Source organism: Paenibacillus litoralis (genome assembly GCF_046244365.1).
Taxonomy (GTDB): domain Bacteria; phylum Bacillota; class Bacilli; order Paenibacillales; family NBRC-103111; genus Paenibacillus_V.
On record NZ_CP176395.1, the window covers coordinates 6393343 to 6416037 of the forward strand.

At 56.7% G+C, this 22695-nt stretch carries 11 protein-coding genes; 3 read left to right on the forward strand and 8 right to left on the reverse strand.

The window, feature by feature from the left end:
- Positions 1–3: 3 nt before the first annotated feature.
- Positions 4–2805 carry an adenylate/guanylate cyclase domain-containing protein gene (locus tag ACKGJP_RS27060; RefSeq protein WP_409341891.1) on the reverse strand — a complete coding sequence of 934 codons (2802 nt, stop codon included), beginning with the start codon at positions 2803–2805 and terminating at the stop codon, positions 4–6.
- A gap of 98 nt (positions 2806–2903) precedes the next feature.
- On the reverse strand, positions 2904–6848 hold the full coding sequence (locus tag ACKGJP_RS27065; RefSeq protein WP_409341892.1) for a stalk domain-containing protein: 3945 nt from the start codon (positions 6846–6848) through the stop codon (positions 2904–2906).
- A gap of 389 nt (positions 6849–7237) precedes the next feature.
- Between ACKGJP_RS27065 and ACKGJP_RS27070 the strand changes: the two genes are divergently transcribed.
- From ACKGJP_RS27070 to ACKGJP_RS27080, 3 genes are all read left to right on the forward strand, one after another.
- Complete coding sequence (locus ACKGJP_RS27070) at positions 7238–7624, forward strand: DUF4280 domain-containing protein (RefSeq protein ID WP_409341893.1); 387 nt, start codon at positions 7238–7240, stop codon at positions 7622–7624.
- An 85-nt stretch (positions 7625–7709) separates the two neighbouring features.
- Positions 7710–9536: a hypothetical protein gene (locus ACKGJP_RS27075; protein ID WP_409341894.1), complete on the forward strand. Its 1827-nt coding sequence runs from the start codon at positions 7710–7712 to the stop codon at positions 9534–9536.
- Between the two features lie 204 nt (positions 9537–9740).
- Positions 9741–10703 (forward strand): glycerophosphodiester phosphodiesterase, encoded by a 963-nt coding sequence (locus ACKGJP_RS27080; protein ID WP_409341895.1) that lies wholly within the window; start codon positions 9741–9743, stop codon positions 10701–10703.
- A gap of 89 nt (positions 10704–10792) precedes the next feature.
- On the opposite strand, the gene ACKGJP_RS27085 is transcribed toward ACKGJP_RS27080, so the two are convergent.
- From ACKGJP_RS27085 to ACKGJP_RS27110, 6 genes are all read right to left on the reverse strand, one after another.
- Positions 10793–12628 (reverse strand): extracellular solute-binding protein, encoded by a 1836-nt coding sequence (locus ACKGJP_RS27085; RefSeq protein WP_409341896.1) that lies wholly within the window; start codon positions 12626–12628, stop codon positions 10793–10795.
- A gap of 177 nt (positions 12629–12805) precedes the next feature.
- Positions 12806–14467, reverse strand: coding sequence for a hypothetical protein (locus tag ACKGJP_RS27090; protein ID WP_409341897.1), 1662 nt, complete (start codon positions 14465–14467; stop codon positions 12806–12808).
- 22 nt (positions 14468–14489) lie between these two features.
- Positions 14490–16595 carry a phage tail protein gene (locus ACKGJP_RS27095; RefSeq protein ID WP_409341898.1) on the reverse strand — a complete coding sequence of 702 codons (2106 nt, stop codon included), beginning with the start codon at positions 16593–16595 and terminating at the stop codon, positions 14490–14492.
- A 211-nt stretch (positions 16596–16806) separates the two neighbouring features.
- Positions 16807–19056 (reverse strand): putative baseplate assembly protein, encoded by a 2250-nt coding sequence (locus ACKGJP_RS27100; RefSeq protein ID WP_409341899.1) that lies wholly within the window; start codon positions 19054–19056, stop codon positions 16807–16809.
- Between the two features lie 49 nt (positions 19057–19105).
- A complete protein-coding gene (locus ACKGJP_RS27105; protein WP_409341900.1) occupies positions 19106–22153 on the reverse strand; it encodes a putative baseplate assembly protein in 3048 nt (1015 codons plus the stop codon).
- Between the two features lie 98 nt (positions 22154–22251).
- Positions 22252–22653, reverse strand: a complete 402-nt coding sequence (locus ACKGJP_RS27110; protein ID WP_409341901.1) for a GPW/gp25 family protein — start codon at positions 22651–22653, stop codon at positions 22252–22254.
- Positions 22654–22695 lie beyond the last annotated feature (42 nt).

The following is a 22695-nucleotide window of genomic DNA, read 5'->3' on the forward strand; positions in this document are numbered from 1 at the left end:
CAATTAGGAAACGGACAATGTGCCGTTCCAATCCGACGTCGTGCCGTTCTGGTAGTACTCATCGCACATGTAAAAATAAAGCTTGGCCGCCTGATCCTGCCTGTTAATCTTAATGACCTGCACGAAGGCTTCGCGGGCGTCGTAAAAGCGGCCGACCTGGTACAGCTCGATGCCTCGCTCGAACAACGTCTTCGTCCGTTCCTTTAATGCACGGATCGTTTCCGGCTCCCCCTCGAACACATCGTACAGAACGAGCGGCGAATCTTTCCCGTCGACGCGGATCAATCCGAGACAGCGGTAATGAAAGCGGTCGCGTTCTATTAGCGTATTCATCACATGCTCCGTAGCCAGTACGGCAACGCCGAGCGCGTCGGTCAGCTTCTCCAGCTCGTTCGCCATATTGACGTCGTCGGAAATCACGTTGTTTTCCATCCGCTTCTCTTCTCCGATAATGCCGAGACGAAGCGGACCTTTATGGATCGCGATTCCGATATCGACCGGCAAGTACCCCGAGTTCGCCCGGTGCATGTTATAGATCTCAAGCTCCCTGCGCATCTCGATCGCGGACCGCAGCGCGTCGTCCGAGCCCGACGCATTCGGGAACAATGCCATGATGCCGGCTCCCAAATATTTGTTGACCAGCCCGCCGTTGTGGTGAACATAAGGACCGAACCGTTTCAAATACGAGTTGATGAAATTAAAGTTCTCTTCCGGCGTAAGCCTTTTGGACATCCGGTAGAACGAACGGATATTCGTTACCAGAATGCTCATATCCTGCTCTACCTGGTCGCCCAGCCGCACATCGAGAATGCTTCGTTTGTCCAAATACTGCAAAAACTGCTGCGGCACGAACCGGTAATACGCCTCGCTAAATCTCGTAATTTGCGCGATATAATCGCGGATATGCTGGGCCATCATATTGAACTTCTCGCCGAGATCCTGAACTTCGTCCCTCGTACGGATCGATACGGTCGCATCCCAGTTGCCGCTGGCAATTTCCGTGACGCTTCGGCGCAGCTTACGGATCGAAGCGAGCTGAAAATACGTCATAACCATGAACAAGAGGATAAGAACGCCCGTAATAATCGTCAGATTCTGCACGATGCCGCGCAGCAGCTGCTTGCGGTGCTGCACGATACCCTCGAGATTTTTGCTTATTTCATAAAGGCCCACCACTTCGCCTTTGGCGTTGTATAGCGGACTGAGCGCGTACATCCAGGAGCCGGTATCGTCCACCCATTGATCGGTAACGACCTTGCCCTCCTTGATCACCTGCGAATTTGCCGGCGTGCTCTCGAACGGTTGGTACATATAGGCGCTGTCGTCGTCCTCGATCAACCGGTAGATAACGCCGTTTTCTACCCGGTAAAGCGCCTTATAGAAATCGTCGCTCGTAAAATCGCTTTTACCTTCGAATACGAAATCCATACTGCGGCGGAACTGCTTGTAATCGTCGTTCATGTAATCAAGCGGAGAAGTCATTTTCTCCAGCTTGTCGCCGTCGATCAGATTGCGTCCGTTATGGGCAAGCATCGCCAGCTCCCGGAGCGATTCCTCTTCCAGCTTCTTGCTGAAGTTGGTATAGATGAAATAAGACAGCACGGACATCGAAATGACGATGATCGGCACGAACACGATAATTTGCTTGAGCATAAGCGAGACGCGCCTTTTCATAACATGTAGGTAAAAGATCAGCACGGCAACGGCAAAAGCAAACAGCGAAAGTAGCGCGGCTCCCCATGTGAGCCACCGCGTAGCCCGGTAGCTGCCGGAATAAAGCGCACTGTCCGCCGTCCGCATGACTTTCCCGTCGGAGCCGAGCTGCATGATCCGGTCGATCGCCGTCACGGTAAGGGTGCCGTCCCCGTTAACCATGATGCTCCGCATGTCGAAAAAACGGATCTCGTTGCCGATCGCCCTCTGCTCCTCCGCCGAATACAGCGTCTCCAGCACATACGGATTTTTCGGGTTAAACCGGCTGATTCCGTTCGCATAATAGTCCAAATAATAAAGATTGCCGTTTCCGTCCGCTTTCAGGCTTTCGGGGTAATTCCGGTTCGTCCGGTCTATACCCGAAAGCGGGTACACGGCCGTTGACGCGCCGCCCGCGGCAAGCGCGTAAATGTCGCCGCTGCGCGTGGAAAAATACAGGCTGCCGGGGGAAATCCCCTGTACTTCCTCCAAATACTTGTTATTCGGCAGCTTAAAGCTGAACGTCGTCTGCTTCTCGGCATCGCCTGCGCCGAACCGGTACTGCGTGACGTCCGAATCCGCATTGACATAGTAATAGAGAACGTCGCCTTGAACTTGAAGCGATTTGAAATTGCCGACTCGCAAGCGCTTTTTATTGTTTTGATCGTAATAGTCCAAGCGGTGGATAACCCTGTCGAATGCGCCATTCGGCGTGAAGCGTACGATTTGCTCCGATTTGACGCGAAGCCCGTACGAATCAAGCACCGTATTGACCGTATACAAATAACCCTTGGAATCGACAGCCAATTCGTTAAAATTGTTCAGTTCGCCCGCCGTATCCGGCGTTTCGGCAATCTGGAACTGGATGATCCCTGTCTCGTCCAACTTGTAAATGGTTTTTTTCGATCCCGCGATGACGTACATGCTTTGATCTCCGCTCATAAGCGCAGCGGACATGTTCTGCAAAGAAATGGAACGGCTTGTCGGCATTTCGACCGCCAGCTTCTGCTCCGCCGTTTGCTCCACCAGCATATTTCTGTGCAGATATGCGTACCAACCGCAAGCTCCTGCCGTGATGGCCAACAGCAAGAGCCAAACTGCAACCCTTTTCATTCGTTTCGCCTCTCCCTGACCGTCAATAAGCGGCTGTCGTTCCCCGGTGCTTTCGCAATTTAAGACAGTCCGCCGTCCAAATAACGCCGTTTATTCGCTTAATGCATACTCACTTCGATCGTCCCCGCCGATTCGTTCCAAGCAACCGTCAGCCCTAAAGCCTCCGCTACGAAACGAAGCGGTATCATCGCCCTGCCGAGAACGAGAACGGCGGCGACGCCAAGCTGCACCGGCTCTCCGTCAACATAGGCTTCACTGCTGCCGACTTGGCAAACGATAACCGTATCGTCCTTGCTGATGGTAACGGTAGACAGCTCCTGATCCCAGACTACGGAGGCTCCGAAAGCCTCTGACAGAGGCCTGATTTGGATATAGGTATTGCCGTAAATGTTTACGGGCGGCACATCGAATTTAAAATCGAGATCGCTCGAGACGATAGTTTCGACAGCCAGCGGCACTACCTCGCCGGAAGAAGCCTCGCGGATCTGCCCGGCGTATTCCGCCAGCTTCTGCAGCTCTTCGTCCGTGTATTTCCGCTTCTCCAGCACTTGCAGCTGTTCCGCCGCCAGCGCCAGCCGTCCGGCAAGCAACGGGCTCTCGACACCGGCTTCCTGCAGCGCTTCCGCCTGTTCTTCTGCTATTTCCTTAGCGGCGGCGAGCTCTTCTTTCTTCGTGAGCTGAATCTGTTCCTCCAGCGCCGCCGTAGTACCGGCAAGCAGCCCTGCCCGTTCCGCATCGCCCTGCTGCTGCGCTTCCTCAATGGCCGCTTTCAGCTTCACCTTCGCTTCTTCGAGCCCGGCAACCGTTTCGGCATAGCCGTTTTCGGCCGCCGAAAGCTTCACCTTTGCGTCGATCAGCTTCTCCAGCACGCCATCGATCGCCTGGGCTCCCGCACCCTCGGACAGCAATGCGGCGAGACGCGCTTCCAGCGTATCGACAGCTGCCGAAAGCTCCTGCAGCGTCGGCTCTGCGCCAGGACCGCCAACTCCGGCTGCTCCGCCTGTGCCTCCCGCGCCGCCTGCTCCGGCTGCTCCGCCGCTGCCTCCTGCGCCGCCAGCTCCGGCTGCTCCGCCGTTGCCTCCTGCGCCGCCAGCTCCGGCTGCTCCGCCAGTGCCTCCCGCGCCGCCAGCTCCGGCTGCTCCGCCGCTGCCTCCTGCGCCGCCTGCCCCGGCTGCTCCGCCTGTGCCTCCCGCGCCGCCAGCTCCGGCTGCTCCGCCGCTGTCTCCTGCGCCGCCAGCTCCGGCTGCTCCGCCGCTGCCTCCTGCTCCGCCGCTTCCTCCTGCGCCGCCAGCTCCGGCTGCTCCGCCGCTGCCTCCTGCGCCGCCTGCCCCGGCTGCTCCGCCTGTGCCTCCCGCGCCGCCAGCTCCGGCTGCTCCGCCGCTGCCTCCTGCGCCGCCAGCTCCGGCTGCTCCGCCGCTGCCTCCTGCGCCGCCAGCTCCGGCTGCTCCGCCAGTGCCTCCCGCGCCGCCAGCTCCGGCTGCTCCGCCGCTGCCTCCTGCGCCGCCAGCTCCGGCTGCTCCGCCAGTGCCTCCCGCGCCGCCAGCTCCGGCTGCTCCGCCATTGCCTCCTGCGCCGCCAGCTCCGGCTGCTCCGCCATTGCCTCCCGCGCCGCCAGCTCCGGCCGCTCCGCCATTGCCTCCTGCGCCGCCAGCTTCGGCCGCTCCGCCGCTGCCTCCCGCGCCGCCAGCTCCGGCTGCTCCGCCGCTGCCTTCCGCGCCGCCAGCCGCTTCGCCGTTAGCTTCGGCTTCCAGCGCTTCCGCGGCCGCATCCGAGCTGCCGATCAGCGCCAGCTGCGCCTCCGCCACCCGCGAGTTGCCCTCGAGCAGCGCCTCCAGCAGCTTGTCCTGGGCTGCCAGCTCCGTACCTTCGGCCGAAAGCTTGCTAAGCTCCTGCACCTTGCCGTCTTCCTCCGCAAGATCGTATTCTTCTTTATTTTTTTTGCGATCCTTCGCAAGCGCTTCCCTCGCTTTGCGAAGCTCGGCAGCCGGCATCGCCGCGGTCACTTCTCCCGGCTTCAAAATACGAAGCAAAAATTTCATTTCCGCAACCTTATCCTCCGCAACTGCCGGCTGTCCTTGCGGGTTGACGATCGCCGAAGCTTCGGTCGCATTCTCGATATTCATCCAAGCTCCGCCGGCGTATTCCGATTTGTACAGAATGCCTTGTCCCGACGTGTCGATCGTCTTCTGGGCCGCTTTGAAATTAGACGGCGTCAACGCGTCGCGATGAATGATGTATGAACCGACGATCAGAGATCCGACTGGAACGTCAAGCTTTCCGGAGGACGATACCGTACCCGATTTATCCGGCAAGTCCTTCTTCGCTCCGTCCTGGGCGGGCGCTATCTTCAACGCGCCTGATGCGCCGTATCCTTCGGGCTTTCCTTCCGCAACGACTGCGTCTCCCTTGTACAGCTTGACGACCAGCGTATCCGCGCTGCCGAACACGAAGCTCAAATGACGCAGCCGCTCCTTCAACTTGACGGTTTGACCGATTTGCAGCCCTCCCGGCGTAAACACCGCGTATCGGTCCGCCTTAAGCTCCTTATCCGCCGCTTTGTCCAGCTTCAGCGAGAACTCCCCGATCATCGAAGGCACGGTCTGTTTCATCGACCAGGTGCCGGTCAGACCTTTTGCCTGCTTCGGCGCTCCGCCGATTGCCTTCAAGCCGTCATCTACTTCATGATAGGGCAGCTCGCCGGGACTATAGCCGCTCTCAAGCGCGCTGCCCGTATCGAGATTCAGCTTCGATACGGCGGACAAGTAGCCGAACTGGCTTGACAACACGCCGCTCGACGCCTGCTCGAGAGCTTCCTTCGCCTTGCCCAGCTCCTCCTGCTGAAGCAGTCCGAGCTTGTGCTTGCGTTCCGCTAAAGCCAGCTCCTCCTTCGCTTTGTCCCTGTCCTTCAGCGCCTGAACATAGGTCTCCTCCGCCGACTTTCCGCCCAAATACGATTGCTTGACAGCTTCCGTGACCGCCTTACGCGCTTCTTTTTCTTGTATGACCGCTTTATTCCGCTCGAGCATCGATACCGGAAGGGAGTACTTCTGGTCGTCGAAATACCGAAGCCCGTCGAATTCGCCCTGAAACAGCGATTTGGGAATCGGAATAAACAGCAGCCAGAAGAACCCTTCCCACTTCTTCTTGATCTGTGTCAGCATGTCTTCGTAGACCGCCATGAACGCATCGTTGTCGAGGTCCTGAATCTTGACCATGCTTTCGACGGCCCGCGTCGGACCGCTGCCGAACTTGCTTATGTACAGCTTGCGCGTCGTCGCTACCCGCGAGTCGGCCAGCTTTCGGTTCTCCACCGCTTTAAAAAGCTCCAAGCTGGACTTCTCCGCAGCCGCAATGAAGCTCCATAGCCTGTCTTGGTTCAAATTCGTATAATAAGGCTGAAAATCGAACGAAACCGGCTTATCGAGATCCTTGCCGATTTTATCTCCGAGCGCCAGTCTCGCGCCTTTGGCCGCCAGGCTGGCCACCTTCATGTCGGAACGCGACTTTTCCAGCTTCTGCTCCGCTTCGTCCGACTCTTGCTTTGCCGAGGCCGAAACCTTTAGCTTCGTCCGCGCTTCCTTAGCCAGACGCTCCGCTTCAGCCAGCTTTGCGCTTGCGCCTTGTTCTCCCAGCGAAGCTTGAACCGCAGAGAGAAACAGCGTTTCCACTTCATATTTCACTTTTTTTTGCTTCGCGAGGAGCGACTGCTCCGCTTCGATCAGCTGTTTTTTGGCTTCCGGAACCTTTAGCTCAATTTCCAGATCCTTGCTTAAACTATGCGGCTTGGCAAAGAGACTCCGGTCCTTCGCTTCCTGATTTTTGATCGCCTGCTGAGCCTGTTGGTACTCCGTTCTTTTTTTCGTCAGCTCCGTTCTTGCTTCCTTAAGAGCCGGGCTCGCTTTCAGCCCCTCCTGCATCGCTTCGGCAAGCGTGAGCCGCTTTTCGCCATTGTCGAATGGCGCTGCCGCAGCCGTTTGCGGCGCCGCAAATGCAAACGTCACCGACACCGCCAGACACCATTTGACAAGTCGAGTCTTGAACAACCGAATCACCCCAGAACGGTCGGTCCTTCGGCATTTTTCGCGCCGGAGGAAAGCGTACGCCATAGCGCGAAAGCATCATGACAGCCGCCCGAACCTTGTTACTTTCATACTACTATATTTACCATCCAGACGCATCTATTAATTTGAAACTAATGGAAACTCTTTCATTGCCGAGGCGCCTTGATTTGGTGTACTATGAAGATAGCTTTTTCGACAAAAATCGTCTCTTATGCAATAGATTCGAATAGCATTGGAGCCATTCGCTTAGCCCGCCGGCTAATGTTTCGGAGTCTCGGTAGTTTCCCGTACATATCCCGGCTTAACGCCTGCTTTATGGGTAATTGTGCGGAGTTTCGCTTCACTTTGTCGGGAATGAAGGAGGAATCACGTTGGGCATGCTCGTTTGCAACGGCGCGATGCTGATGTGCAGCTTCGGAGCCGCTCCCACGCCGCTCACCGTTTTGCCGGTCAATCAGGTTACCACGTCATCGCCGATCGCGAACATAATGGATCACAAACCGATGGTCAATATTAAACCGTTCGGTACCTGCAAATCGATGGCGAATCCTGCGGTCGCCGCCGCAACCGCCGCGAACAAGGGCGTTTTGACGCAAATGCCTTGCGTTCCGGTAACGGCCGCGCCATGGGCGCCGGGATCGCCCACCGTACTGATCGGGAATATGCCCGCGCTTAACAATAGTTCCAAATGCATGTGCAACTGGGCCGGCGTCATTCAAATCCAAATGCCCGGACAGTTTACGATTCAGGTGCCATAATCCGAACGGCAGATCCTCTTCCTTACGGGATTAGGCATTTAAGCAGTTCTCCATACGAAGCGAAACGAATCATGAGGTGGTAGTCGTGAGTAACGAAGCGGTGAAAACGGGCGAGAAAATTTTGAAGCCCGTGCTTCATCCTTATATTCAAACGCTGTTGAAGCCAATTCGGGAAGCGAAGAAGCTTCCCGCCGTCGCCATTCAGAAATCGCAGGCGGTGCTCCGCGGCTTCCTATCGGGCAAAGAAACTTCGCTGAGAAACTACGTCGGTATCGGAAACTACTACATATCCAAGCGCCTCCTGGTCGCTATCCTCATAATCCTTCTGGTACTCGTATATTTCCTCTTTATTAAACCGCCAGCCGTTCTTGCCAAATGGTTCGGCAAAGTCCCCACCATCCAAGTATCCACTCCGAAGGCCGCATCGTTTACCGGGAAAGCGAAAGTGATCGACGAAGCCAAGGCGCCGAAATATTCGGGCGATCTGGTCGACGGCCAATATGCCGGTACGGGGAAGCTGTTTAACGACAGCGGCAAGCTTGTTTACGAAGGCCAATTCGACAAGGGGCTCAAGAACGGCGCGGGAACGCTTTTCGACGATAGCGGCAACATCGTTTACAAAGGGCAGTTTGCAGCCGACGTATACAATGGCCCCGGCATGCTCTATTTTGCGGGAAGCGGCCAAAAGATCCGTTACGAAGGGGAATTTCAGAACGGGAAGCCGGGCGGCGCCGGCAAGGAGTACTACCCGACAGGCGAGCTCAAATACGAAGGCGCGTTCAGCGCGGATACATACAGCGGCAGCGGAAAGCTCTTTTACCCCGGCGGCAAAATCCGCTACGAAGGCGGCTTCCAGGCCAGCCAATTCAGCGGTAGCGGCAAGCTTTTCAACGAACAAGGCGCCGTCCTGTACGACGGAGGTTTCCAGAACGGCAAATATTCCGGCGACGGTACGGAATTTTATCCGAACGGCTTTATGAAGTATAAGGGCGGTTTTGCCGGCGGCAGTTATCAGGGTGAAGGAGCTTCATTCTCGGAAAGCGGCGTGCCGGTATACAAAGGCGCTTTTGCGAACGGTACCTACAATGGCGCAGGAGAACGCTATGACGAAGAAGGGAAGCCGCGCTTCAAGGGCTCCTTCAAGAATAACGTCTACGAAGGGCTCGGCACGCTGTTCGATAAAGACGGCACGGCGATCGTGAAGTCGTTCTTCTCGAACGGCAATCTGCATGTTCAAGGCTTTATCGGCTTATCCAGCCAGAAAATCGAGGAAATGCTCGGCAAGCCGACGGAAGTGGCGCTGGCTGATCAGACCCCGATTGCGGCTGGCGGCGGCTCGAACGATGCTGCCTCAAGCGAAGCGAACGCGGCCGGAACGGCAAATGGCGCTCCAAACGAAGCGGCCGCCGATCCCTCCGCTAAGAAAACGGCCAACACGGTTATCGTCGGCCTGCCGAGCGCAGCTCCTGCCGGAGGCGAAAAAACGGCGGCTGCAGGCGCCGGAAGCGCGCCGCAAACGGACGGCACGGCTGCGGCCGATCCCGTCCAGCCGATGCTCGCCGGAGGCGAAGGCCGCGTTAAGCTGACGATGACCTATGCCAATCTGCAAATGGCCTTCGTTCTCGAAACGTCCAAGTCCAACCCGAAGGAAGCCGTCGTCACCGACGTTTCGTTATGGAGCAGCAAAGCGATCGCGCTTATCCAATCGAATATCGAAACGTTCAAGGATGTCAAAAAACCGAATGAGCTGGGTTACATCGTCATGGAGCTGGACAAGCCGGAGAACGCTCAAACCTATAGCAACAGCTACTTTAAGGACGATGTTTTAGTTAAGTTAACGCATGTAAACGGGGACAAGCTCGCGCATCAGCTGGACGTCACGGCCGTTCCCTTGAACGGAGGCGGCGGCTGAAGCAGCCCGCTCCCCCCTATTGACGGCTTCTTAAACGGAGGCCGTCATTTTTTCTGCGCATACGTTCTACGGAAACGGCAATTTTCAATGCTTCACTCGTTTTTACAAACATTTATTTTGCCTTTTGCCGATGTATCTCTTATCCTCGTATTGATGCTTGAAGCCAGTTAAGAGAGATCACTTATTAGGAGGAATACCTGCATCATGATACCTCATAGCGGGTCGCCGATCCAGCCTGCAGCACGCAGACCCCGTCGAGGAAGAACGGGTCTACGCATTGTACTTGCCTTTATTGCGCTTGCGCTGATCGTACATACGGTCATGTATTATGCTTTCGTACCGAAGCAGCCCGACGTTTTTCAAGGGCTGAAAAAGCCGCTCAACATCGCGCATCAAGGCGGCGAGCTGCTCGCTCCGTCGAACACGATGACCGCCTTCGATATCGCTCATTCGCTCGGCGTCGACGTACTCGAAACCGATATCCATATGACGAAGGACGGCCAGCTCGTCACGATTCACGACGCTACGGTCGACCGGACCACGAACGGCAAAGGCCGCGTTGACTCGTTTACGCTCGAGGAGCTGCAGAAGCTCGACGCCGGCTATTCGTTCAAGGATTTGCAAGGCGAAACCAGCTTCCTCGGCAAAGGCGCTTACATTCCTACGCTGGACGAGCTCTTTGCGAAGTACGGCAAGGACCACTATTTTAACGTCGAAATCAAAGACACGTATCCGAAATCGGGCGAATCCCAAATCGAACAAAAGCTATGGGACTTGATCCGGAAATACAAGCTTGAACGGAAAGTGATCGTCAACTCGTTCGATAACGGCATCGTCAAACGGTTTAACAAATTTGCGGCAAATCAAGTCGCGATCGGCGCAGGCAAAAGCGAAGTGATCAAATTTGTCCTGACGCATAAAGCGTTTATGCCCGGATTTTATCGTCCGGGCGCGCAGGTGCTGCAAATTCCAACCTCAAACAGCGGCTTCAATCTAAAAACCCGCGGTCTGATCGAAGGCGCACACCGCCTGAACATGCAAGTCCATTATTGGACGATTGACGATAAAGCCGAAATGAAAGAGCTGATCGAGCTCGGCGCCGACGGCATTATGACGAACAGGCCGGATCTGCTCAAGGAAGTTATTCAGGAAATGGGACTGAAATGAAGCCATAGAAAAAAACCGCTGGGGCCTATCACTCCAGCGGTTTTTCTATGGCTTGACCGCACGATGTCCGCAGACTCGTACCGATCCGATTACTTCCCGTTCAGCTTCGCATAAGCCGTATTCAGCTTTTTCATGATGTCTTGATAAGCCGCGTCCGTCTTCAGCTGCTCCACGTAAGCATGCCATTGCTCGTCCGAAATTTTGCCCATGATCAGCTTGAGCTTCATTTCCGTCGTCTTCACGTCCAGCTCTTGAAGCTTCGCTTTGTCCTTAGACTCCAGCAATCTTCCGTCTACCGGATTGACGGCCTCGAACGAGACCCTCTCGCGCTCCTGCAGCAGGGCTTGCTTGAGCGCGGCCGCTTCGTCGGACATTGCGCCGCCGGCCGCGTTCCAGCCGATCGCGCTGTCAAGCTGACCGGCGGTTTGCGGCGTCATTCCGTCCGCCACGCTGCCGGCCGAACCGGCAAGCCGATCGAGAAAGGACAAGATCAGCTTCGTTTTCGCTTCGGAAGCTCTGTTCGAAACGGCGAACATGCCGGACTGTCCGGGACCTACCGGCACGACTTTCGTTTTGCCCGGCGCTTGCAGCGAAATCAGAGGAACGGCGTCCGCTTTATGGAACGTTTGCCGCAGCTTCCCGGCTGCCGCAACCGCCTCGTCTACGGTAAGGCTCGCCATACCGGCGTTGCCTTCAGAGAAGCCGTACGATTTGCCGGAAGGATCCGCGGCAAAGTCGCCTTTCAGCACCCCGTCGCGGAATGCTCTGCTTAGCCAATGCAGTGCCTGAAGCTCTCCGGGCTCGGCAACGGTATCGACGATTTTTCCTCCAACGAGCTTATAGCGGCCCGCGCTTTCGTTAAATACATGCTCCACCCATGCGAAATCGCCGAGACTGTCCGGCTTGACCTTACCCGCAAACCCTACCGTATCGTCTTTGCCGTTGCCGTCGGGATCTTTGCTCTTAAAGTCCGCCATGACGCGGTAAAGCTCGTCCATCGTCTGCGGCATTTGCAAATCGAGCGGCTTCAGCCAATCCGCACGCAAAGCCGGGAACCTCTCGTCATAACGGGATTTGGGCTTCGCCAGCCCGTAGAGCTTCCCTTCCAAACGAAGCTCCGGCGCTTGCGCGGCCAGCTTGTCCAAATGCGGGTATTCGGGCAAGTAATCGGTAAGCTCCTTGAATACGGCCGAACCGAGCGAGAGCGGAAATATCGTTTGATCCGGCACGAACATCAAATCCGGCAGATCGCCCGCCGCGATCAAGACGGTCATTTTTTGCTGATAGTATTCGGAAGGAATGCCGATGAGCTCAAGCCGGATGCCCGTTTCGGCTTCCACCTGTTTGGCCAGCGCTTCCAGCGGTTTGACATCCGTTTGCGCGTCCATTCGGTAAACAATTCGCAGCTCCGTCAATGCCTGTCCTTCCGAAATGGAGATTTCCCGGAACTGCCCGTCCCACGAAACTTGGCGCATGTCCGCCTCCGCGACGAATCGAAGCGGAATGAACGGAATGCCGCCCAGCAGCTTGGGCGCAGCAGGCAGTTCTTTTTTCTCGCCGTTGACCGTCGCTTCTAAGCTCCCTACCTTCAATCGAAGCGACAAATTCCGTTTCTCCGCACTGATGACGCCGGTTTTCTCGTCCCACTTCGCTTCGAAACCGAGCCGTTCCAACAGTTGCTCGTACGGTGCAAGCGTATTTCCTTCCTCGATGATCGGCGCTATTGCGAATTGAATTCGACCCGAGGGCACGAACACGCCGAGCGGGTTGTCTTCGGCATCCTGATTCGCCATAAGGTTCGGTTGCCCGGCGTTATTGCCCGCTTCCAATACCGGTGCCGGCGTCTCCTGCAATTCCTTCGCGTATAACGGCGTTCCCGCGAGCATTGTAGCGGTCAATCCGGTAATAATCCATTTTTTACTCACGAATGATCAGCCCCCCGATTTCCAATATTTTCACTGCTCTATGTTCATACGTTTCTAGTAAACCGAATGTTGCATGAGCAATAGAAATAATAATCGTATGGTAATTATTCAAAATTTTAGCCGCGGCTAATAGAAAAACAGACTGCACTTCCTGCAGCCTGTCCTTCGTTTATCGGGTTATTCTTCTATACTAGCCGCCGCTTCCAAACGCGAATCGCTAAGCTCGTTCGCCCCGTTCCGCAAAGCGCCTGCTTCCAGAGGCTTCTTCATCGCCCACCACCGGACGCGAACGCGCGTCGCGTCGGTCGGGCCGAGTACTTTCACCCCGATGCGAAGAGTCCCTTTCTTCGGATAGACGAGCGCGCCAACCGTTACGTTGTCGAGATCGGGCGCATAGGCGCTGTCTTTGAATACGTCGATATTGCCGTAATACACCTGCTCGCTGTCGTTCACCATATCGCCGAACGGCTCCGCGCTGTTGTTTTCCAGCCCCGCCGTTACGTAGACGTTGCCTTCGCCGAGCCCATGCTCGATCTCGCCGGAGAAAAAGCTTTTGCCCTGCTTCGAGAACGAAAGCATCCCTTGGCGCGCTACGTTCCTAAGCTCGATTTCGACAACGCCGCTGCGCGTTTCGTCTGCGCCGGCTTGACCGATGAAAGCTGCGGGCTTCGTCTCGGCCGTCCATGCGGATTTGCCGGAAGCCGCTGCTTCGCGCTCCGTCAGCTCTCTCTGAGCTTGCGCGTAAGCCGTACTTTCCTCGAATTGCCTTGCCACGGCTTCCGCTCGTTGCTCCAGCTCGCCGATCCGCTGCAGGACAGAAGCGTTCGTCACATACTCGCCGAACGGCACCCGTTCGACTTTCTCGATCATATAAGTCGGGCCCATTTGCAGCAGGCTGATTTTGGCCAAGTAAATGCAGGGCTCGGAAGGAGCATCCATCGCTTGATCGATCGTACGGTTGTAATAGTCGTCAAGCAGACGTTTTTGCACCGGTCCTTCCGTCACAAAAACGGTATTCGCGGAAGACGGCTCGACGGAAACCTGCCGGTCGCCGATTCGCAGTTGTCCCGCTAAACCGACGATCGCTTTCACGTTCGAACCCGATCCTGCCCGAAGCAGCAGTGGAATCGAATACTCGGTCTCCTGGCTGTCTGCGGGCTCCCGGAACGCGATGTGCGCGTACTCGTCGCTTGCCGCCTCCAGCTGCGACGCGGACAATTCGAATTGCAGCGATACCGGCGGCGTCTGCAGCGTCTTCTCGACGGTCAGCCGCGCTTCGAACAATTGGCCGGGATTGACATACCGCGGCGTCGTCAACAGGAGACGAACCGGGCCGTCCGCAACCAGCACATTCGTTTCTTCGAACAGGCCCCCATAAGGAAAAGAAGAAGGATCCGGCGCTTCCTCCCGTACGAACAGCCTGTAGCTTTCGAGCACCCGGTTATACTCGCTGATTTCCTCCGAGCGAACGGATGAGTTGGCGACGGCGTGAACGGGCTCCTTGCCCTTTTCGTCATAGGCGATGCAGAGGTACACGTTTTTGGCGTATTCGTTGTTCGTAAAGCCGTCGGCCATCGACAGCTTCAGCGTGACCGGAGACGGGACGATGATTTCGCGGCCGAGCGCGTCGAACGCGGCCCCCATTTCCACGGAGACGGACTTGTCGTCAATCGCGACGACCTGCAGCCCCGTTACGACCCCGGTGCCGTAAAGAAGCCGGTTCAAGAGGCGCCGCTTATCGTTGAAATATTTTTGCTCCGACTCGAAATCCCGCACGGTGAGCAGCTTTCCGTAAAAATAGCGGTTGCGCTCAAACGGATAATAACGTGATTTTTTCATGGGCCACTTCCTCGCTTTTCGCTTATTCTAAATCGGAATCGAGCTCGAGTCTCGTATGCTGATCCATGCGGCGATCCCGGTCTACGTCGATCAAAATCGTGTTGTACGGCATCGAGGATTTTTCGTCCAAAGTCAAGAGGGTCGGCTCGGACAGCACGGTGTTGATGCCCGTATACGTATGCATGTCCATGAACATCCATTCCTGCAGCACGACCAGCTTCGCTTCGGTAAAAACAGGCTTCTGCTCGTCGACGATTTTCTGGATGAACAGCCGCTGCGCTTCCGTTTCCACGCATTCCGGCCGCATAAGGATACAGAAGACGTACGGATTATCCCCGTATAAATCACCTAGCAGCCGGCTTAATTCGGACTGCTCCCGCATGCTTTTGTATTCGAAATATTCGATAAGTATCGGCGGATGGCCGGTAACCAGCTCCAGCATGCGCTCGATCGCCCTTCTCGTGCCCCGCTCCTTGTACAGCTCCGGGGCCATCCGGATGAGCTGCCTGCGCTTGCTTTCCTCCCAGCTTTCGTCCTCGGCTATGCCCATCCAAGTTCCGAGCCATTTCAAGTAATCGCCGGATACCGAATCCGGATCGAAAAAGCGCGCCATCCGGTCGATCTTCTCCTCGGTTCCCTGCAGAAACGTATCGAAAAGAGCCAAGTACCGGTGCAGGAAATCTCTGCTCTGCGGATGCTCTTGATAGATCGGAGGCAAATAGTCGAGCAGCGACTGGCGGGGAAAATAAATCCGCAGCTTGCGGATAACCGGCGTTTCGTGCTCGCTGCCGATGAAGCGGATGCTTACCCACAAATAGCGTCCCTTTGCATGACGAAGGAGGGCGTCCTGCGGATTCACGACCGGCTCCGACCACAAATGAGCGGTAGCCCTAAGCTTCTCCAGTGCGTCCACCGCAGGGTCGGCCAAATACTCGCCCATGTCCGTAACGATTCCGCCGATCGGCTGCATACGCCGGTCCGAAGCGAATACCGAAATTCGGATCTGCGTCTCCTCCGGTATGTCCGCATCCAGCCATACTTTATGCCATTCCGTTTCTTCCTCGGCGGAATCGAGCGCGGCTGCGAAATAGACGCCTTCCGGCAAGCCGTTCTCCTTCATCGCCATCGTCCGGTGCTGCAGCTCGAGCAGCGTGATGTCTTCGGTTTCCCCGTTCAGCACGTACATCCGGCCGCGCCGGTCAAACAGCAGCTTATCGCAGCGCCCGCGAAAGCCGGATATCGGTGCGAGGTAGCGTCCTTCTTCGTCAAATCTTAGAATGTACCGGTCGTCCTCCGCATCGGAACGGACATACCGGCAGTCGCCGACATAAATATGCTGATTCGCGTCAATGGAAAACCCCGCATACGGCATGTCACGGGTGAGAGAAAATGCCGATTTCGCATCCCCTCCTTCGCCGAAAACGATCACGAGCCGCTTCTCCGTATCGAATAAAGCAAGCCGGCCGCCGTGAACCGCTACCGCATAGCGACGATGCAGCTGCGCGGCCATGATCGGCTCTTCGACACGAAGAAGCTCGTGCGTATACAGCATCGCCGGACTGCCGGAAGGATCGAAACGGATGATGCCCACCGCGCCGTTTTCCGGCAGCTCCGAATTTCCATTCACCCCAACCAGCATATCGAGAGGAGTCGCCACATAAACGTTTTTCGCTTCATCGCAGGCTACGGCTAACGGAAACAACAGATTGCCGTCCCAAGAGTCGGCTGTCCAAACCGCTTGTCCGTTCGATACCGAGTATGCGGCCACTTTGCGCTCGCCCGCCGGATCCGCGACGAAAAGCATATCGCCGCTCGCCGCCAGCATCGCCTCGTTCGTAAACTGTCCGTGCCATTCTCTAAATACCGGCTCCGCATGTTTATTCTCATAGTCGTATGACCAGAGTGCCGCCGTCTGATCCATGACATACAGCTTGCCGTTCGTTCCCGGGGTGAAATCGGCCAGCCCGGCGAGCCTCTCGAGCTCCGACAATCGGATAATCCGTTTCACGCCGTATTTTTCCGTCCGGTTCATGCCGATGCCGGCGGCAGCGATATGCAAATTATGGGCATATCCTCTACCCCAGTCCTCGGGTTTGTTCAACGAGAAAAAGCTGGATTCGCCGCTCATGCCTTCACCTCCTTGCTCGTTCTCTTTGCAACGCGGGATTAAGAGCCTCCAGCGTCGTCTAATTCCCGGCTTTCGGGCGTTTCGGCCGGACTAAGAGTCTCTAACGGCTCTTAATTTCGCGCGATATTGCCGGTCTCGGCCGATCCTTATCGCCCAAGACTCGCGTTCACTCCATACCCGCTATTCCCTCACGCCTTGTCGCATATCCGGCTCAAAAAGCGTCCGTGATGCTGACCAGCTCGATTTCATGCTCGCCCGAATACACCAGCCCGTATGGCGGTATCCGGATATCGCCGTCCGCTTCCTTGGCGATGCTGCCGCCGTCCGCATCCAGCCATAAATCCTGCACGTACTCGACGCCTGTAACCCGGTTGATCGCCCCGTATACGTCGCCTTTATAAACCGTACGGCCGAACGACCATCCGGACGCCCCGTTTCCTCTAGCCATCGGCGACAGCAGCTTGCGCAGCTCTTCGCGTACCCGCCTGTCGGCATCCCTGACGTGAGGCTGCAGAACTACGACGGCATGAACAGTTACTTTGATGTACTCCGCCGGGATCACGTGAAGCTCGGTCGTAATGAGCCGGTATTGATCCAGATGCGCCTTGACCGTTTGCAAAAAGCCCGGGCTCGCTTTCGGATGGTCGGATTCGCTGTAGGGGACGACGACGACCGTCATCTGTCCGGGCGACTTCTGGCGCGGATAATCGCGTTTCCCTTTCGTGTAGAGCGGAATGGCCTTTACTCTCGCTACCCGAAGTCCCGGCGTGTTCGCCGCCAAGTATTCGTAATCCTCGCTGGTCACCGCCCGGGTTGGCGTCCGCAGCTCCCGCAGCGCCCGTTCCTTGGCGTCTTGAATCGTTTCGCGCTCCGTTCCGCCCTTCGCGGGTGCATGGTTGACGGCTGTTATATCCGCATAGATTCGATGTTCGCCCTCCATAAGACGAATAAAACGTTCCTTCACGTTGCCCCGGCGTCCTCCGCCTCTTCGGTACGCCAGAATACAAATATTATCCGCTTCGGAAGCCGCAGGAAGAATGCCTTGCTCGTTGTTGCCGAAGCGAAGCTCGTTCGTATCGGCATCCAGCACATAATGACGGTCATAAGGACCGGAGTTGTCAAAATCGTCTACCCGGATCCAGTCCTCCCAGACGAGCTCCGTTTCTCCCGGCTGCTTCTTTCCAACCTGCAGCATGAACCCGTCGCGTATGCATGACTGCGCATCCCATTCGAAAGCTTGTCCGGGTAGTCCGCTGCTGCGGCCGATCAGACGCGTTTCCTCGAAATCGGGCTCAAAGGCGATGATGCGCACCCCGTCCTCCGATTTTGCCGGAATCGCGCCGCGCGTTCCGTCGCCGAACGTAACGGTAAGCGAACGGCTGCTTTCGTTCTTTAGGATCGAGCAGCAGCGCTCGCCAGGCTTCGCTGCGGTCATGCCGTCCCGTTGACGCCAATAACGCCATACGCCTCGTTCGTCGCGAACCTGTACTTGAACCTTTCCGTAGAAGGGCAAATAACCGCTTATCGTACAGCTCCAGCCCGGCTCCCCGGAGCAAGCGAAAGGATAAACCGCGCTTGCCGTCTCTTGCTGAATCGCGGATACCGTATTCAAGCATACCCGCTGCAGCTTCGGCGACAGCTCGTATCCTTCCGCTTCGAGCGTACAACAGAGCCAATACCGGCTGCGGTCGTTTGCCGGTTGGATAGGGAGCGGCTTCATCGGCGAATGTACCTTCAGCACGACGCTGCCGCTCTCCGACAGCTCTACGGTATCGTCTCGCACGGTTTCTACCGGAAGCCAGCCCTCTGCGCCTCCATCGGCCGCGCCGTAGTATCGCCAAGAGACGCGCGCGGACGAGAAGCGTCTCCCGTTCGTTTGACCGTCTTCGCCTCCGACCGCAACCGGATAATCGTTAAAAAGCAGCATCGACAGCGTTACGTCCGCTCCTTCGGGGAACGGCCTGTCAAACCCCAGATACAGCCGGTTGTCCCGTTTCGGTTCTTGCCCGAACGGATAGAACGAAACCGCGGCATGGTCATTGGAGGAAGTCGCATCGTTCGTGATCGTCCCGACGCGGGTCAGCACCTTCTCCAGCCTAGCGGGAATGAGCTCCAGCGTCCGCTCCGTCTCGAAATGCTGGTCCATCGCCATAAGCCGCGTCCCAGCCGGCAGCACCAGCCTGTCCATGGCCCCTTCGAACGATACATCGGCGCGCGCTTGCGCCGGCTCCTTCGGATGAACGCCGAGCAGCTTCAGAAATTTGCGCTCGTTACTGATCGTCACGCGGTTCATATAGTACTGCTGCATTTCCGTCAGCCATGCAAACAGCTCGATCATCGTAACGCCCGGATCGTGGGCATTTTCATCCGTCCATTGCGGCTGCAAATGAGGGATCGACCGGCGCGCCTCCTTGACGAGCTGCTCGAATGTACGGTCATCCAAATTCGGTATCGGCAGCATCGCATCTTCCTCCTTCTTCCCGGCGTCATGGGTCCGGCATCAAGCCGTTTTAGACTAGCGTAATATTCACCTCATGCAAGCCGTTCACGACGATGCCGTGGGGAATGTCGCCCAGCTTGCGAGGATCGAGCTCGATTCGCTCCCCGTCCTCGAGCTTATGTACGGTCATGTAAAGCTTCTCAACATGGTTAACCGCGGGTATCGATTTGAGCAAACCGTAAAAAACGGAAACGTGCAGCTGCTGTCCGATCGCCCAGCCTTTCCCGTCATAACCGCCGGTAAGCGGGTCTAAAAACTTGTTCAACAACCGAATCGATTCCAGCTCGGCTGCGACCATATGCTCCATATTCGTAACCGCCATGACGGCGTGAACCGATATTTCCAAATACGCGGGTTCGATCACCTGAATGTTTTCCGCAAACGCAACTACATTAGGCGACCGCTGCAGCAAATATTTCTCTACCTCCCGCTTCATCTCGGGAAAGCCTTGTCTGCTTCGAAGGCCGTCCTTCGCAAGCACGACGAGCGTAATCGAGCCGATTTCCCGTTCCATCCGGACGTTGACGTTGGCCAAACATTTGACCTTCGCAATGTTCGGATACGCCTCGCGCGCCATCCATTCGAAATCGTCGGCCGTTACCGCCCGGTCTCTATGCTTGATCAACTGCGGTCCGCGGTGAACCGCTTCCTGCACCGTTTCGCCGTCACAGCCGCCTGCCGACGGCTCCGGATTTTCAACCGCTTGCACGAACGCGATCGATTGGCGCATTGCGGCGATCTGCTTGCGTCCGACATTGCCTCGCTGTCCGCCCGACACTTTATAGCTGACGCGCATCCGCTCTCCGCCCTCGGGAACCGCCATGCCCCTGACCCCGTCGCCAAAAAACAGCCTGCCGCTGTTCCGGTCGATCATGTAATGCCGATCCTTCGGCTGCGATTCGTTTAGCGTGGCGACCGGCTTCCACAAGACGAGCACCTGTTGAAGATTGCCTTCCGAATCGCGCAGCACCTTGCTCTCCTCACCGGAGAACTCTAGCCGCTGCAGCTCCTCTTCTCCCAATCGGCCCGTCTCGTCGATCCACACCTGCTCGGCAACAATCGGCGTCCGATCCAGCCTGTACTCCGTGCCGTACTCCCCTTCAAGCAGTACCGGCACTTCGGAGACGACGGTCTCCTGCTGAATGACTCTCGTCGTATTGACGTAAATGCCGTTGACGACAGGCACGGGCATTCCTTCCGGCGGCGCGTCGTACTTGGCATCGCGGTTTACCGCGCGCAGCCAGTAGAGCGGCGTCCCGAACAACGGCTCACCGGCGAAATCGTAGGGTCCTGCAAACTGCAGCGTGCCGCTCTGCGTCAGCCCGTTCGTTTCGTCATACACCTTCAGAGGGCGCCATTCCTTTTCTCCCTGCCGTCCGCCGAAATATTCCCACTCGAAGAACGGGGCATGCGCTTCCGTCACCTTCATCGATTTTATCGAAACGTAAAGATGGATCGGCCCTTTGACCGGAGGCGAGGTGAAGCCCAAGTAAAGCGAAGGATACTTACAATCAAGCTGATGGAACGGCCGGATGGTCGTGCCCTCGCGGTTCATGCCGGAGCTGGCGTCAAGCAGCAGCGTATTGTTCAATGCGGCCAGCCGTTCGGGCGCCAGCAGCTTATTCCCGTAGCCGTATGCGAGCGCAACGCCTTCGATCCACGGCGACAAGTAAGCGGAGCCGGGATTGTACAGGTTCTCGATTTGCAAAATGCGCGCGCGAATCCAATAATTGTACTCGCCGTTGACATACGTTTCCTCGAGATCGGACGGGCATTCGAATTGCAGCGTTCGCTCGCCTTCCTCCGGACGGTAAAACATCGTTTCTTCAGGCTTGCCTACAGGTAAACGAACCCATGCGTTCCCGTTCCAGTACTCCCAGAGGACGTTCGAAACGGATACGGGCTCGTGCGTTTGCTTATCGAACTTCGACTTTTTCATGATCAGCTTCCACTCGATTTGCGGTTCCTGCTCGGGAGAGAGCCGATTCTCGACCGCCTTCATGCGAAACCGAACCGTAATGCGTCCCTCTCTTTTGCTGAACGCTTCGCGGCTGGCCATATAGAAGGTACCGTACGGCACGAAAAACTCCCCGAACGGATACATACCGGCTTGTTCGCCTTGCACGTCGCCTGCAAAGAGCCTGTCGGGAGCGAAACCGCCCTCCGCCTCCAAATCCGTATACTCCGCTTTGGCTTTAACCGTATCGAAAGAAACATTCCCCGAAAGAATCGCGGAAGCGGCCGGCTTCAGCCGGCAAGCGATCCAGTGTGCGCGGAAGCCCGCAATCTCCCGTTCCGCGATAGCTCCGATACTTTTTTTGCGCAGGATGATCCGGTTGTCCAAGCAAACGCTCTCGTCAAAGGGCGTCCAGCCGGTTGCCGAGGCGTATACCCATTCCGCCAAATGCGGATCCGTCATCAACCGGCACATTTCCTGTTCGCGGTAGCGCATGAGCGAATTGCCGAATACAAGATCGACGGTTGCCGCATTCTCGATCAAGAACAACCTTTCGTGTCCGATAAACAGGACATGCTCCTGCAAATTGTCCGTGCCGTCAAACCGGAACAATGCCGTCGGCTGATCATCGCCGCGCTCGGATGCTTCCAGAAACGAATCCGGCAGCTTGCGGATGATATCGTGACGGTTGCTCACTTCATAGACCGCGGCAAGCTTGGCAGGCGTAAGCAGTACGCTTCGTTCGGTTTCGAACACGATCTCGCCGTCATCCGCGGCTGCCGCAAGCTGCGTCCCGGATGCTACCCACACCGGTTCCTTGACGCCCTCGCTAAGCCGAAACGTCGCTTGGGCACGAGCAGGCCGGGCAGGAAGCTGAGATACGTTAAGCATATTGAGAAAGGCGATAAAGTTTTTGTAAGGCACCCGGTTCAGCCGCTGCAGATTGTCTTGATACATGTCGGCAAACAGCAGGAACATCGCCGTTCCCGGATCGGGATCTTCAGGCGTGAAGCGCCATTCCGGCGTATAAAAAGGCGCCATTTCTTTCATTTGCTGGATGAGCGCTTTTTCGTCGCGCCGGTCGATCTTGGGAGGCAACACGCTTGAACCCCCTCCGCAATGGAATTGGAATCGGAATTGCTGCTAGTCCAGTCAACGGCGAAAGACGTCGTCCCTGTTGACATGGAAGCAAACGAAAACTATTTCGAGCCTTCGTATAAATAGAACGGATACACCTGGTTATACAAATTGTTCGTCGTCCGGACCGCGTAACCGACATGGATAAACAGCTTGCCGGGCTCGCGGGCGTCGGGCTCGGCACGAATGTCGAGCTCATGCACGCGGGGCTCCCAGATGCGGATCGCCTCGGCGATGCTCGCTTCCAGCAGCCGGAGCGTCGTATCGTCGGTTTGTCCGAAGACGAATTCGTTCGCTCCGCAGCCGAAGTCCGGCCGCATCACCCGTTCGCCCTTCGACGTGCCGAGGATAATCCGAATCGCTTCGGCGATATCCTCCTCGTACTCGGACATTTTGATCCGTCCCGTCGTCGCGTCCACCTCTACGGGAAATTTCCAGCCCCGTCCCAAAAAAGCTTCGCTCATGCCGCCACCTCATCCCGTTTCGCGCAAAAAGCCGGTACGTCC